Below are 14,934 nucleotides of genomic sequence, written 5' to 3'. Positions count from 1 at the left end.
GGCAAAAAAAGGTTCAAAAGGGAAAAATAAAATAAAGGCCACCTGCAATTCATCCGTTACAGATGGCCAAAGTACTTATTGCCAGGCCGCCAGTATAACACCAACTATGGTATAAGCCACAATATGATAGCCTGAATCGATAAACATAAGAGCAGCCGACTTTTGAGCAAATAAATAGTTCATACAAATAGTGGGCAATAGAAAGAAAATACCCGTCATAGCGCCATACATAGCACCGGTAGAAACGGTCATCGGGTTGTTAGGATCTGTGCCAAAACCAAAAAAGAATATGGCCATACCCACAGAAATTATGAGGGCCAAAACAAACGAGATTCCAAAGGTTTTGCCCATGTTGGCATTCTTTAGTTCCTCTTCAGAAAGGCCAACGCCTTTTTGCCAGGCCTTACCGAAAATTGGGCCATACCAGATAGCCCCCAAGGCGAAAAATGCAACGGCCGCTACTACAACAGCCAGCCAATTAATAGCAGAAAAATCCATAATGATATGATTTAGTTAAAGATGATTCACTTTTTAATTTGAACACCCGAGTAAAAGTCGTCTGACTTACCATCGGTGTCCCAATCCAGGAAGCCTTCAAACAGCCCCTTCCCACCTTTCCACTCAAAATAATAGCTGGTCGTTAAGCCTTGAGAGGTTAAAAAAAGCGAATCACCTTTCAATGCCCACTGACCAGAGGTTTTCTGCAATAAAGTACCATCCAATTCGGTGTAAACCGACTCATAGGTTCCATCTGCCTTGTAAGTTGTGCGTATTGGTTGAATCTGAAGAATCTCTTCCCATTGACCGGCCGGCACAGAAAAAATTGAATCAGGTGTTCCGTCCAGCGCATCGATATCCACTCGCAACGACTCATTGTACCATTCGCCCAATAAGTATTCTTCACGGTTGTTGCTCGAACAGGCCGCTAGAACCAATGCCAGCAACCCTAGAAATTTTGACCTTTGACCCATTTCTAAAAATTTAGGGAATATACGGATTTCAGCCGATTATACCCTATTTAGTCCGTTAGCATTTCAATTAAGTCGTTCGCTTCAAGAATTAGCAGAACATTCTTTGGGTACTCCAGCTCTTCCATAAAGTAGGGATTCCCGCTAATGAGAATTTGCTTATCGCCAAACTTCTCGGAGAGTTCATAAATATAAGCCTGAGTATCTAGTTTAGATGCCGGAGCTTTTACAAACGTAAATAGCACATCCGGCTTTGTGATCTGAGCCACTTGCTGCAAATCTTTGAATGGAATATCGGCCCCGAGATAGATACACTGCTTGCCCCTGTTTTTGAGAATGTATGTAAAAAGTAGAATGAGCAAGTCGCTAAATTCCGATTTGGGCAAAAACAGCAAATACTTTTCAGAAGACTTAGAGCGCACAATCAGAGAGTCTATGGCCACTATAATTTTCTGCCTTATGAGCTGGTATATAAAGTGTTCCTGGGCTGTAGAAACTTCTCCAATTCGCCACATTACACCAATTCTTTTGAGAAACGGATATATCACCTTAATGAGCACCTCTTCAAAACTGCGCTGTAAAAGGCTACTACTCATTATTTTTTCGAAACGTTGCTCATCTAACTCCAACATGGCCAAAACCAATTCATTGACGGCCGCATTCAGCATGTTATCTTCTTTGGAGTTTAGCCCCTTCCCAGCTACTTCTTTCAAATGCGCATTAAACTCGGCTCCGGTCATGGCGCAGATTTGCGAAATTCTAAAACCATGTTCGAGCAGGAGAGTTACATTGAGTAGGTACTTGAGCTGGTCTTCATCGTAATAGCGAATATTGGTTTCCGTGCATTTGGGGGTAAGCAATTGATAGCGCTGCTCCCAAATACGTATGGTATGGGCTTTTATGCCTGAAAATTTTTCTAAATCCTTGATTGAGTACTTGATCATAGGTAGCTCCCAAGTGACAATATAGACAGAAGTCTACCTATTTATCAAGAAAATGGTAGGTTAGAGAAGCCTTCTACTTAATTTCAAACTTAATGTCGATCTGAAAAAAGCCCTCCTGGGGTTTACCGTTGTAGCTGGCCGGCCTCCATTTTTTATAGGATCTAATTACACGTATGGCCTCAGAATCAAAAGCTTTACCCAGCGACTCCAACACTTTGAAGTTTTCCGTCTGTCCTTCTTCATTCACTTTAAAAAGAAGTTTCACATAACCCTGAATGGAATCTCCCAAGTGCTGAATAGGATACTTCAGCTGGCTATGGATATGGCTCATTAGTGCATCGGTATCTGGCAAAGGGCTAGCCCTAATCAGTATGTTCTTATCCACCAAATGATTGTCGTTCTGTGTAGGGCTTTGTCTGGGTATTTTTTTATTGCTTCGTGTATTAGTTGCGGCAGGCACTGACGATAAGGTATCGGCCAAAACAGAAGGCTGAACTCCCGAACTATCGACAACCACTGGTTCTTCGGTAGCTACCGTATCTGCAGGGATCACAAAAGGCGTTTCGGTCATTATCTCCGGTTCGGGGGTTGTTTTTTGAAACAGCTCCGGATAAACCACATAGGTTGAAGTAGCCACTACAGCCACAGAAACCGTACTTACTACAGCCGATTTAACAGCTGCCGTACCTTTGAGTACTGCAGAAGTGATTTTAGCTCCGGCCAAAACCTTGGAGTTCGCCACCACCTTACCAAAGTTCATGGTGCTTTTAATTTCAGCCGGACTCGGCATCTTAGCCTTACTTACAAACTTGTACTTCATCGTGTACCTTGTCTAAATAACTTTTTCATTCGCTTCAACACCCTGTAAGTTCTGGTTTTGGCATTGCCTTCCGTGATATCCAAAATAAAGGCAATCTCCGCAAAGCTCTTTCCTTCAAAAAACCTCATTTCCACAAGTTCAAGATCTTTGGGTTTAAGTTTTTCCAGAATATCGGGCAACAGGGTAAGCCAGAGTTCTTTGTCGTTTTCTTCCAGCTCTATTTCAAAAGCAATATCATGCGTGGTGTAATTCTCCAGGCTCACCATCCTATTTTTCTGCTTAGCCCTAAAGTAGTCATAACAACAGTTAATGGCTATTCGGGTAATCCAGGCAGAAAACGGATAGCCTTTATATTCGAACTTGTGAATATTGGCCAAGGTCTTGCTAAAAGCCTCCGAGGTAATTTCGCCAGTTAGCTCCACATCCTGAACCCTGGCAAAAACCAACCGAAAAATCTGCTCATAGTACTTCTCATACAAGGGCTTAAAGTAGGCCTTGTCTTCCTTCGACTTCTCTATCAGCTCTATTTCAGTAAGCTCAGAATATTTTGTTTTGGTCAATGTCTCGATCAGGGTAGTAGAGTCTTCGTTTGAGATTTTGCTAGAATAACGCCCGCGCCATTAAAAGAAACAGTCGGTAAATAACTAATTGAGGTTGGTATTGCAGCCCCATGTTAGTAATATATGTTCAAGTTAAACCAAAAATGTAAGAGTGGCGTTGTGTAAGAACTCGAAACCGGAGCAGCACCCCTGTGGCTGCTCAAACAACCAATAGCGAAGACTAAAACTCATGAAGGGATATCGGTTCTCAAAATACATTCCTCAAAAAGCTCAGGGAGAATCTGCTTTCGATAATCTGCTGAATATTTTTCTGCAGCTAGTCAGTATTACCGGTGGCGATGTGGCTGAAGCTCTGGCCTGGTTGACCAACCTGGACAAACAGTACAACCTGACGGATGGCCAATATGGAATTGGTGATTTTATTGAAGACCTTAAAGACAAGGGATATATTACCGAAGAAAATCAGGAGGGTAAGTTTGAGGTAACCGGAAAAACCGGACAACAGATTCGAAAATCGGCCTTGGAAGAGATCTTTGGTAAGCTTAAAAAATCGGGCAAGGGGCAACATAAAACTAACTTTTCGGGTACTGGTGATGAACTAGGCACGGACAGAAGGCCCTTTGAGTTTGGCGACTCACTTCAGCAAATTGCCATGACCGATTCCCTGAAAAACGCGCAGATCAACCATGGGTTCGGAGACTTTTTAATGACCGAAAACGATCTGGAGGTAGTAGAAACAGAGTATAAAACGCAGACTTCTACCGTACTGATGATCGATATCTCTCACTCCATGATCCTTTATGGAGAAGATCGTATTACGCCTGCTAAAAAAACAGCCATGGCACTGGCCGAACTGATTACCACCAAGTATCCAAAAGATACGCTCGATGTAATAGTATTTGGTAACGATGCCTGGCAAATAGACATTAAAGACCTGCCCTACCTGCAAGTGGGGCCTTACCATACCAATACAATTGCCGGCCTTGAGCTGGCCATGGATATTTTGAGGAGAAGGAAAAACGCCAATAAGCAGATTTTTATGATTACCGATGGCAAGCCTACCTGCATGAAGGTGGGTATTAAGTATTACAAAAATGCTTTTGGCTTAGACCCAAAAATTTTAAACAAAACCCTAAACCTGGCTACGCAATGCCGAAGGTTACACATTCCTGTTACCACCTTTATGATTGCTTCAGACCCATATCTGAAAGAATTTGTACAGGAGTTTACCAAAACTAACAACGGCAACGCCTACTACAGCAGCCTGAAAGGTTTAGGACATTTGATTTTCGAAGACTACAAACGCAACCGTAGAAAAAATTTCTAGCATGAACTACAAAGCATTGACCCCAGATAAATTACTGAAAATAAAGACCCTGGGCGAATTGAAGGCCGCTGGCTACCGCAGCCAGTCGGTGAAAGAAGAGTTAAGAAATAACCTGATTGACAAGCTGAGAAAAAAGGAGCCTACGTTTGAGGGCATTTGGGGCTATGAAGACACCGTAATCCCGGATATTCAACGGGCAATTCTCTCCATGCACAACATGAACCTTCTGGGTCTCAGAGGGCAAGCTAAAACACGCATTGCCCGACAAATGACTGAACTTCTCAATGAATACATTCCCGTAATAAAAGGAGCTGAACTGAACGATGACCCACTAATGCCCATTAGTAAGTTTGGCCGTGAGCAGGTGCTGGCCAACGGAGACAACACCGAGATAGACTGGTTACACAGATCCGAACGATATGCCGAAAAGCTAGCCACTCCTGATGTATCCATTGCCGACTTAATTGGAGATGTCGACCCTATTAAAGCGGCCTCTCTCAAACTCCCTTATTCTGATGAGCGCGTGATTCATTACGGACTGGTGCCGCGTTCGCACCGGTGCATATTTGTGATTAACGAATTGCCCGATCTTCAGGCTAGAATTCAGGTGGCCCTTTTCAATATTCTGCAAGAAGGAGATATACAAATTCGAGGGTTTAAATTACGTCTGCCTCTGGATATTCAGTTTGTGTTTACAGCCAACCCTGAAGATTACACCAACCGAGGCAGCATAGTAACACCCTTAAAAGATAGAATTGATAGTCAGATTATTACACACTACCCAAAATCGAGAGACATAGGCAAGCAAATTACCGTACAAGAGGCGCGCATAAAGGCTCTTCAGAAAGAAATAGTGGTGGTAAACGAGCTGTCGCAAGACCTTATCGAACAGGTGGCCATTGAGGCCAGAAGCAGCGAATACGTAGACGAAAAAAGTGGTGTTTCGGCAAGACTCACTATTTCTGCCTACGAAAACCTAGTTAGTGCTGCCGAACGAAGGGCTCTCCTAAACAATGAGCCCCAGACTTATGTAAGGATTTCTGACTTCATAGGCATTATACCGGCCATAACAGGAAAGGTAGAACTTGTTTATGAAGGAGAACAAGAGGGAGCAGGCCTGGTGGCTCATAGTCTGGTGGGTAAAGCCGTTCGCACTTTGTTTACAGATTATTTTCCTAAACCGGACGATAAAAACAAGGAACAAAAAAGTAATCCGTACAAGAGCATTATCGACTGGTTTGGAGAAGGTTACACACTAGACCTTCCCCATGATTTGAACCAAACAGAGTACGCAAAAGCCCTAAAGGCAATACCCGGCCTTCAGGAATTGGTAAAGAAACATCACCCTAAGGCAAACAAGCATGAACAACTTTTTCTAATGGAATTTGTGCTGCATGGTTTAGCCGAGTACAGTAAGCTCAGCAAGTCTCCATTGGATACCGGCACACGATTCAAAGACCTGCTCAGCAGCATGTTTTCAATGCCCGATTTTGATGACTTTGACGAGGACGAAAACGATAACTAAGGCATTGGCATAAAACGAGGCTGCCTCAAAAGCTTCAAGACTCGTTATTCTGAACTTGTCTACCAACAGGCAAGCAAGTTGAGGATGACGCTCACATGGCTTTTGAGGTAGCCTCTTTCTTTTATTTAAGGAGACATGGCCTTGTCTAATCCCACTCCTCTTAGCTGTTGAATTTCATTGTAGATAATATCTCCTGACGATGGCCGCGAAGCCTGGGAGTTAAAAATCCTTCCCTCTTTGTCTACAAGTATATACCTCGGAATGCCCTTGATTTTGTACAGGTCAGTGATAGACGTATCCCAACCCTCACCGCCAAAGAGGTTAACACCTTTGTCAATCTCATACTTTACCACATCTTTCTCCCACTTTTCCTTAGCTTTTGGGTCATCGATAGAGACATACAGCCAAACCACATCATCGGCATCTTTCAAGCGCTCTTTTAGTTTCTTGGAGCTGGGAAACTCGGCAATGCAAGGCCCACACCAGGTAGCCCAAACATCTATATACACCACTTTCCCTTTAAAATCGCTCAATGAAACCTCTTTGCCCTCTATGGAGGTATATGTAAAATCGGGAGCCGGCTGCCCCTTTCTGAGTGGCTCCCATGAAGCATAGAGAGGAATAATTTCATCAGCCACTTCTCCATTGGGATAATTGGCCAGAAACTCCTCTTTAACCTCCCAGGCCCCATCAATACCCAACGACATCAGTAATTGACTCACATAAGAGCCCAATATGTATTCTTTAAACTTAGGCGGAATTTCTGCATTATCGCGAGTGCGTTCGTAGAGTTTTACCCAGTTGGATTGGTCGCTATACCAAGGCACCTCCTCTGTCCCAAGATCGGCAGCGCTGTGAGTAACATACCCGGAAATAAGATTACCAAAAGTCAATGACACCACTGCGCCATCGTCCATTTTAAAGGCCTGTTCATATCGGTCTTCTATAGGAGCTTTAAATTCCGGATCCTCAGGTTTTTTAATTCTGTAATTATAGTAACTCTCAAAAGAGCCAAGTTGCATAATATATCTGGCCCAGGCATCGGCCATCATTGCTGTTTTAAATTCACCTGTCACCTCAGTACTCTCCGCAATCAGGTTTTCCTTTTTGACCTTCACTTCGTGCATTGCCGATTGAAACTCTTCCCATGGCAGAGAATATATACCATGCTCCAGCTCTTTTTCAGCGACCGCCTTTTTCAACGAATCGTCCAGAAGACTCATCTGATCCATTAGTTTCATAAAAACAGCTCCATCGCCATCATAGCTAAAGTCAAATTCGTCTTCTTGCTTATTCACTTTCAAAACCAGGTCTTTGCCCGGCTCTAAATACAAAATCTTAAAAAACTCACCTCCCAGCACAACCATTTTAGGGCCCTTCAGAGGTATGGAAATGTGCTGATCATTAGCTCCTTCCTCAAAATGAAACTTAATCTCCGGCTCGGCCATAAAGCTCGATGCCAGCCGCACATAGTATTCTTTTTTAGGGTCTGCTTCTTCTACCTGAATGATAAGTGTCATTTCATTCTTAGGTTTGTGCCGGCAGGCCGAAAAAATCAAAACGATCAGTATAAAAAATAGGTTTAGCTTAAACATAGGGATGTAATTGTGTGAAAACATTCTATAAGTTATTAATAATCAGGCACAAGAAAAACTCAAAAATCAAAATCCAAATGCTTTGAATCCAAAAGAATTGAACATACTTGCCCGGCAGGGCGAAGGACAAAGTCTGGAGTTTAAAAAAAAGGCCAACCACCCCGATAAGATAGTGAGGGAGTTGGTAGCCTTTGCCAATTCTGCAGGAGGTGTATTGCTTTTGGGGGTAGATGACGATGGCACTCTCAGTGGAACGCGGGATATTGAGGGCGAGGCATTTGTGATTGAGAAGGCTATTAAAGAGCTCATCAGGCCTCAACTTCCGTATGAGGTATCGCTTGTTGCTCTCACCGAAAAAAAGGGAGTGGCCGTATTTAAAATTCCGGAAAGTCGGAAGAAACCTCATTTTGTAAGGGAGCACCCCGGCACACGAAAAGGAGTGGCTTATGTGCGGGTGAAAGATGAGAGCATAAAGGCTAGTCGTGAAATGCGCGAGATTATGCAAAGGAGGCTCCGCAACAAAGACATTCAATTTACCTATGGCGAGCAGGAAAAAGTTCTGCTCAACTATTTGGCCGAGCATGAACACGTTAGCCTGATTGATTTCGTTAGGTTGGTGCGCGTGCCTAAATTTGTAGCCTCCAGAACTCTGGTACGGCTGGTACTGGCCAATGTTATTGACATTGTTCCTACCCCAAAAGGAGATATTTATATGGCTAAAACAACTTAAATCATGAGAAAGGTTACTGTTTTAATTCTTGTTGTAGGCTTTTTTTTCTCGGCCCTTAACACCTCTGTGGCGCAGAGGAGAAAAAAGGAAAAATATGATGTGAAAGCGGCTGCAACTACCATAGCTGATTTCAAGAAAGCCGATGCGGGCATTGCGGCCTTCTTCAATAACTCCTATGGCTACGCGGTGTTTCCCTCTATTGGCAAAGGAGCCATAGGGGTTGGAGGTGCAGCCGGTAAGGGAGTTGTCTATCGCAATGGTGAGGTTACCGGAGGGGTAAACATGACCCAAATTTCTATAGGTTTTCAGTTTGGCGGACAAGCCTACAGTGAGGTGATCTTTTTTGAAGATGCTGATGCCTATACTCGATTCATTGAAAACGAGCTGCAATTGGCCGCCCAGGCATCGGCTGTTGCACTAAAATCCGGAATAAGTGCGAATGCCAAATATACGGATGGGGTAGCCGTGTTCACTATGGCTAAAGGAGGTCTGATGTATGAAGCCTCTATTGGTGGACAGAAGTTTAAGTTTATTCCGCTCGATAAAATGAGATAAAATGGAGTCGTCCGACCGCTTTGAGAAGCAGAACGGCTCCATCCCAAAATAAAAGCCACTCTTTTCAGAGTGGCTTTACGGATAGAAAACACTTGTTAAACTAGACTATATCACAAGTTATTTTTCGTAAGTCACAGCCGTGCCGCTGGCGGTTACCATTAGCATGCTTGCGTTATGACCAATGGTCTCATAATCCAAATCAATGCCCACTACTGCATTGGCTCCTAAAGATTGAGCGTTGTATTGAAGCTCCTTAAGAGCCCCATCTTTTGCTTCTCTCAAAACCCGCTCGTAAGTGCCCGAACGCCCTCCTACCAAGTCCGTAATACTGGCAAAAATGTCTTTAAACAAGTTGGCACCTATTATGGCTTCGCCCGTTACTACTCCATGATATTTGGTAATGGTGTGTCCTTCTATAGAAGGGGTTGTAGATAAAATCATCTGTTAGCTATTTTGTTTACTTTCTGGGTTCTCTTTAGCAGAAAACTATGACTGATTATTCGTGAACCGGGCAATTAGGGTTTGATGCTGCGGATAAGCGGACGATAGTTCGGTGCGATCGGCCAATTCAAAATCTTCGAACTCAAAGCCGGGAGAAACAGTACAACCCACCAACACATAGTCTGCCTCTATGACCTCTGCTGCAAACCAGGTGCCACGCGGAATTACCAACTGAAAGCTTTGCGACCTCTCCAGGTCAGGCCCCAATACGTGCTCAGAGGTAGTGCCATCCTTATGAATAAAATGCACCTTTACTGATCCTCCGAAATGATAATGCCAGATTTCATCTGACGCCAACCGATGAAAGTTAGAAACACTTTCTACGGTCAATAAAAAATAAATAGACGTACCAAATACCCTCCCTGTTTTGTACCGGTCCGGAAGCTTAGTTTCATGGAGTTTTTCTTTAGATCGATAGGTTTCTGCAAAAAAACCTCCTTCGGGATGCTTTTCAAGATTGAGTTTTTCAATCCAATACTGCGCGTTTTTCATTTATACATGAGTTGAGAGGCTTGAAAGATGCTAAATGAAACGCAGATTTGCTAGGCCATAGAAGAGGCCATCAGTTCCAAAATGGTCAGTTGGTTTCGGGCTCTGCTTAAGTTTTCCTTTTCGTGGCTCACTTTATAGTAAATATCTCCGTTGAGGTAGTCGGTTAAGAAACGAACGGCCATAATGTAAGTCATATACAGACCACCAAAAGGAAGTGACTCTATCTCTATGGGTTTTAAAACCCCGCTGCACGCTTCCACAAAGGGGTTGACAATGGCATGAAAACGCTCCTTGCTAAAGGATAGACTTTCCAGGTTCTCCCTGTTTTCCGGCACATTAAAGAGCATAGACCTTAGCATATCTCCCAGGTCGAACAAGGCATATCCGGGGCCAACCGTATCGAGATCAACCACTTTCAAAAATCGGCTGTCGGGTTTAGAAAGCAGACAGTTGCCGGCCTTGGCATCATTATGACAAATCCTGAGGGGCAAGCCCTCATCCACCAGTTTATCGAAGCGGGCCGCGATCCAATTGAATTGTTGCACCTGCCCTACTTCGGCCAATACGCTTTCCAATCGCCCTGCTGCATTAGCTTCTACAGCAGCCTGCAATTGCCTCAAACGAAGGTGGAGGTCATGAAAATGCGGAATACTTTCTGTGTACTTTTCAAGGGGCTGGGAGCCAAACTGTGCGGTAAAGCATCCAAAACCTGTTGAAACCTCTCTCAACTCATTGGGTTGTAATTCATTGGGAGAATAGCTGTTGGGTACAAATTCCTGCAGGCGCCACCAGTGTTCTCCATCGAATTCATGATAGTTGCCTCCGGTTCCCCGCAAATGTTTAGCAAAAAGCTCGGGGGCATGGGCTAGTAGGGCCCTCAGGTTGCCTTCAATCACCTGAGGTGTTTTAAAAACGCTGGTATTTAAACGCTGGAGCAAATATGACTTACCTTCTGCCTGAACCAAAAAAGAGTCGTTAATGTGCCCCAAACCAAAAGGAGCAATCGAATCGACTGCTCCTTGTAAGGCAAAGTATTGTAAGCCCTTTAGGGCATTTTCCATCATTTTATTTCTTTCGGGTATAGTCCATCGGCAATCATCTTGTTGATTCCCGCAACCACGTGTTCCTTATCTTCCTTGTAGGTCACGCCCAACCAGGAGGCCGTAGTTGGCACTACCTTCACCACAGCCTTGCCCTCTTTCATTAAGTTACCAACCTCTACGGGCATAAAGCATTCGGCTTTTGGGTCTTCATTGTTTTGCTGCACAAACTCAATAAACTTTTCTTCGAAGAGGGGCAAAACCGAAGGAGGGAATCCAAAGAAATTCATAGACACATAAGTGTTGGGGCTTAATTCATACCGCTGGCCACCCTCCTGGTAAGAAATAACTCCATTTTCTTTACCAATTGCCAACGTCTCTTTAATACCAATGAGATGCATATTATCATCGACCTGACACACTCCACGGTTTACGGTGCCATGATCTGAAAGTGTGTTTTCCAATTTATAACCCATTATGAGGTACTCATTGTCCTTGAGGTTTTTCATGGCGGCCACTACCTCAGCAAAAGACTCTTGCCCATAGTAATCATCGGCATTAATTACCACAAAAGGTTCATTGATGAGGTGCCTGGCAGCCAACACCGCATGAGTAGTTCCCCATGGCTTTTTCCGATTGGCCTCATAAGCTGCCGTGTGCTTAGTATATTCATTCTGAAAGGCGTACTCCATTTTTATCTTGCCTTTGAACCTTTCCTTATAGTGGTTTTCAAAAGCTTCTTTCAGATCTGTTCTTATAATAAACACTACTTTGGTAAAGCCTGCCTCAATGGCATCGTGTATGGAGTAATCCATTATGATTTCACCATTTGGGCCAATACCGTCTAGCTGTTTGTTTCCTCCATAACGGCTACCCATACCTGCTGCTAATACCACTAGTGTTAAATCCATAATGTGCTGTTAAAAATTTCTATTATTGTTGGTTCGAAAATGAACAAAAACTTCAGACAAATCAATTTAAGCTTTGATAAAATCTGTCGGGGTTTTAATAAAATGAAGTTAATCTTGTAAGTTGAACACCGCCCAAGAGGAATTGAGGGGGCATACTCAGGTATTCCTTGTTTCTCAAAAGGCCAACCACTTTTTATTTGCAGCTATGAATATTTCCACCATCGACTGGATCATTATTGTTCTTTTCTTTCTTGTCTTTTTGGCCATTGGTTTAAAGGTCTCTCGCAAAGCCGGTTCGTCTTCTAAAGAGTTCTTTTTATCGGGCCGTAATATGCCGTGGTGGTTGCTGGGTGTTTCTATGGTAGCCACAACATTTTCGGCCGATACGCCCAATCTGGTGACAGATATTGTAAGACAAAACGGTGTGGCCGGCAACTGGACCTGGTGGGCCTTCCTTATTACCGGTATGCTCACGGTATTCATTTATGCAAAACTGTGGCGTAAATCTGGGGTTCTTACAGACCTGGAGTTTTACGAAAAACGCTATTCCGGCAAAGAAGCTGCCTTTTTAAGAGGTTTCAGAGCCATCTATCTAGGTGTATTCTTTAATGTAATGATTATGGCCTCAGTGTCTTTGGCGGCCATTAAAATAGGAGAAGTTATGTTTGGGCTGGAGCCCTGGAAAACAGTGGTATATGCCTCGGTAATCACAGTAGCCTACAGTTCTCTTGGCGGGCTTCGTGGGGTAATACTCACAGATTTCCTGCAATTTTTAGTGGCCATGGTGGGCTCGGTGGCGGCAGCCATTTACATTGTTAACCTACCTGAAGTTGGCGGCCTAACTGCCTTGTTGGAAAAACCGGAGGTTGCTTCTAAGCTCAACTTAATTCCAAGTTTTTCGAATCGTGAGCTCTTCATTACCCTTTTAGTAATTCCGCTGGCGGTTCAATGGTGGAGCGTGTGGTATCCCGGAGCTGAACCTGGCGGAGGAGGCTATATTGCTCAAAGAATGCTTTCGTCAAAAAATGAAAAACATGCCGTTTCGGCTACCTTTCTGTTCAACATAACGCACTATGCCCTTAGGCCATGGCCTTGGATATTGATTGCCTTGGCATCGATTCTCATATATCCAATGTCTCTTGATAATAATAGAATTAGTACTACTCCTATCAGTTCAGAAGCCCGAGCCTTTCTTGAAAAAGAAACTTCACCACAAGATATTGAGACCCTGATCAATAAAATTCATGAGAAGCAGGCTAAAACAGAGAATGTTAAACAAAAAGAGGATTATCAAAGGCTTTTATCTATAGTAGAAAGCAACAAGGAATCACTTGAAATTAAGTCACTAGCTTATGTTCATATAGGGAAAAACTTAAAAAAGAAAAAGGGAGAAGAATGGAGTGATCCGTTAAAAGATGAGCAACTAGTGCATCTACACTTGGCAAATCCAACAGTCGAAATTGGCAAATTAGGGCATGATTTGGGGTATTCAACCATGTTGCTAAAGCTTCCCAAAGGACTTTTGGGTATTGTCATTGCTTCGCTTATTGCGGCCTATATGTCTACTATTTCAACCCACCTCAACTGGGGCTCTTCATATGTAGCTTTCGACTTTTATCAGAGGTTTGTAAAACCGGATGCGACAGAAAAGGAACTGGTAAATGTAGGGCGTATTTCTACTGTGGTGCTTATGGTTCTGGCGGGCCTTTTTGCTTTGGTACTCACCAGTGCCTACGATGCCTTCCAGATTCTCTTATCCATTGGTGCCGGTACCGGTTCTATTTTTATTTTACGCTGGTTTTGGTGGAGAATTAATGCCTATTCAGAAATTGCAGGAATGGTGGTTTCATTTATCCTGGCCCTGTTATTTAAGTTTGGCCCTGAGTCTCTTACCTCTATTCCCAGCGAATACCAGTTGCTGCTTAGCGTAGGCATTACTACTCTTGCCTGGGTGAGTGTAACACTACTTACCAAACCCACCGATTACCAAACCTTGTTACAATTCTTCAATTTGGTAAAACCCTACGGTATTGGCTGGAACGGGCTGAAAAAACAAGCCTTTGATAGAGGTGAGAAACCTGCTGAGGGCACCGGTAAATTTAGCGTAGACCTTTTGGCAATCTTCCTGGGAATTATCATCGTATATGCTGCTCTCTTCTCGGTTGGCATGTTCATTTATGGCGAAACCCTGAATGCCGTAGTGCTATTGATCATTGCTCTGGCAGCTACCCTGTTGTTAAGAAATGCCTGGAAGAAACTGAGCTTCTAGCCTCCACGAGCTCCTTAGCAAGGGAGGGTTAAAAAAAACGATAAGACATGGGCCTCCTGTTCAAGTTTAAGTTTGATTGTAAAAGCTGCGGAAGAACCTCTAAGACAAAACTCAAGGTGAGATCGAAGTTCTTACTTGAGCAGGAGTTGGGCGATAGGTTAGAGTTGGTTTGTTCAAAGTGCCGTGAGAAACAACCCGTTCGAATTAAGGCACTAAATGCTGTAATTGACCCTTTCTGGATGATTCTGTTCGTGAGCATATTCCTTCTTTCTGATTACCTTCTCGTGAGTTTCCTCTATGAAAATTATTGGAGACCAGATGTTCTCCTATTCAATAAATCCATCTCTCTATTGTTTTTTGGACTTCTATTACCCATTGTCTTACTGATTTTCATTTTAAAGAGAATCGCAAACTTCAAGGATTACTTAAACCGTCATAACTCAACCATCTCCTTCATCAAATAACAGAATCAGAGATAAAGAATTGAAGGAGTTTGACTACCACTCTCTAAGGTCTAATAATCAACAGATTGAGTTTGAGATGGAAAACGCTATCAAAGAAATTCAAAATTATATCTCGTCATGAGTCTGGCCTCACGCAGCCAGCAGGCTGCAGGTATACAGGCTGGACGAGGTCAAATTATTTCTATGTTAATAGTGATCGATATGCTTGTTTGCTCCGAATATTTACTAATTTA

The 14,934-nt window shown here is 43.3% G+C and carries 15 protein-coding genes; 5 read left to right on the top strand and 10 right to left on the bottom strand.

Features of this window, described 5'->3' with window-relative positions; translation table 11 throughout:
* Positions 1-75: 75 nt before the first annotated feature.
* From B3763_RS04660 to B3763_RS04640, 5 genes are all read right to left on the bottom strand, one after another.
* Positions 76-498 (bottom strand): DUF1761 domain-containing protein, encoded by a 423-nt coding sequence (locus tag B3763_RS04660; protein WP_189628525.1) that lies wholly within the window; start codon positions 496-498, stop codon positions 76-78.
* A gap of 26 nt (positions 499-524) precedes the next feature.
* The gene (locus tag B3763_RS04655) at positions 525-971 is read right to left on the bottom strand and encodes a hypothetical protein (protein ID WP_286744200.1); all 447 of its coding nucleotides are present in this window, start codon (positions 969-971) and stop codon (positions 525-527) included.
* 47 nt (positions 972-1,018) lie between these two features.
* Complete coding sequence (locus B3763_RS04650) at positions 1,019-1,912, bottom strand: MerR family transcriptional regulator (RefSeq protein ID WP_286744197.1); 894 nt, start codon at positions 1,910-1,912, stop codon at positions 1,019-1,021.
* Between the two features lie 73 nt (positions 1,913-1,985).
* The gene (locus B3763_RS04645; RefSeq protein WP_286744195.1) at positions 1,986-2,732 is read right to left on the bottom strand and encodes an energy transducer TonB; all 747 of its coding nucleotides are present in this window, start codon (positions 2,730-2,732) and stop codon (positions 1,986-1,988) included.
* Positions 2,729-3,292 (bottom strand): RNA polymerase sigma factor, encoded by a 564-nt coding sequence (locus tag B3763_RS04640; RefSeq protein WP_286744193.1) that lies wholly within the window; start codon positions 3,290-3,292, stop codon positions 2,729-2,731. The genes B3763_RS04645 and B3763_RS04640 overlap by 4 nt, the downstream gene beginning before the upstream one ends.
* Before the next feature lie 229 nt (positions 3,293-3,521).
* Between B3763_RS04640 and B3763_RS04635 the strand changes: the two genes are divergently transcribed.
* Both B3763_RS04635 and B3763_RS04630 read left to right on the top strand, forming a co-directional pair.
* Positions 3,522-4,619 carry a vWA domain-containing protein gene (locus B3763_RS04635; protein ID WP_286744191.1) on the top strand — a complete coding sequence of 366 codons (1,098 nt, stop codon included), beginning with the start codon at positions 3,522-3,524 and terminating at the stop codon, positions 4,617-4,619.
* 1 nt (position 4,620) lies between these two features.
* Positions 4,621-6,144 (top strand): magnesium chelatase, encoded by a 1,524-nt coding sequence (locus B3763_RS04630; protein WP_286744189.1) that lies wholly within the window; start codon positions 4,621-4,623, stop codon positions 6,142-6,144.
* 125 nt (positions 6,145-6,269) lie between these two features.
* Here the strand turns inward: B3763_RS04630 and B3763_RS04625 are convergent, their stop codons facing one another.
* Entirely contained in the window at positions 6,270-7,664 is a 1,395-nt protein-coding gene (locus tag B3763_RS04625; RefSeq protein WP_286744187.1) for a TlpA family protein disulfide reductase, read from the bottom strand.
* 157 nt (positions 7,665-7,821) lie between these two features.
* Between B3763_RS04625 and B3763_RS04620 the strand changes: the two genes are divergently transcribed.
* Together B3763_RS04620 and B3763_RS04615 are read left to right on the top strand one after the other, a co-directional pair.
* Positions 7,822-8,469, top strand: a complete 648-nt coding sequence (locus B3763_RS04620) for a helix-turn-helix domain-containing protein (RefSeq protein ID WP_286744186.1) — start codon at positions 7,822-7,824, stop codon at positions 8,467-8,469.
* Between the two features lie 3 nt (positions 8,470-8,472).
* Positions 8,473-9,024, top strand: coding sequence for a YSC84-related protein (locus tag B3763_RS04615; protein WP_286744184.1), 552 nt, complete (start codon positions 8,473-8,475; stop codon positions 9,022-9,024).
* 117 nt (positions 9,025-9,141) lie between these two features.
* On the opposite strand, the gene B3763_RS04610 is transcribed toward B3763_RS04615, so the two are convergent.
* From B3763_RS04610 to B3763_RS04595, 4 genes are read right to left on the bottom strand one after another with little or no spacing between them, the layout of a single operon-like run.
* Positions 9,142-9,465 carry a heavy metal-binding domain-containing protein gene (locus tag B3763_RS04610; RefSeq protein ID WP_189628535.1) on the bottom strand — a complete coding sequence of 108 codons (324 nt, stop codon included), beginning with the start codon at positions 9,463-9,465 and terminating at the stop codon, positions 9,142-9,144.
* A 45-nt stretch (positions 9,466-9,510) separates the two neighbouring features.
* Positions 9,511-10,017, bottom strand: a complete 507-nt coding sequence (locus tag B3763_RS04605) for a cupin domain-containing protein (protein ID WP_286744181.1) — start codon at positions 10,015-10,017, stop codon at positions 9,511-9,513.
* Positions 10,018-10,067: 50 nt separating this feature from the next.
* Entirely contained in the window at positions 10,068-11,081 is a 1,014-nt protein-coding gene (locus tag B3763_RS04600; protein ID WP_286744179.1) for a phosphotransferase enzyme family protein, read from the bottom strand.
* A complete protein-coding gene (locus B3763_RS04595; RefSeq protein ID WP_286744177.1) occupies positions 11,078-11,968 on the bottom strand; it encodes a nucleotidyltransferase family protein in 891 nt (296 codons plus the stop codon). The genes B3763_RS04600 and B3763_RS04595 overlap by 4 nt, the downstream gene beginning before the upstream one ends.
* A 205-nt stretch (positions 11,969-12,173) precedes the next feature.
* On the opposite strand from B3763_RS04595, the gene B3763_RS04590 reads away from it, so the two are divergent.
* Positions 12,174-14,237: a sodium:solute symporter family protein gene (locus B3763_RS04590; RefSeq protein WP_286744259.1), complete on the top strand. Its 2,064-nt coding sequence runs from the start codon at positions 12,174-12,176 to the stop codon at positions 14,235-14,237.
* Positions 14,238-14,934: the final 697 nt, after the last annotated feature.

The sequence above is a fragment of the Roseivirga sp. UBA1976 genome (genome assembly GCF_002336325.1).
GTDB lineage: Bacteria > Bacteroidota > Bacteroidia > Cytophagales > Cyclobacteriaceae > Roseivirga > Roseivirga thermotolerans.
This window is presented reverse-complemented; position numbering and strand designations above follow the sequence as displayed.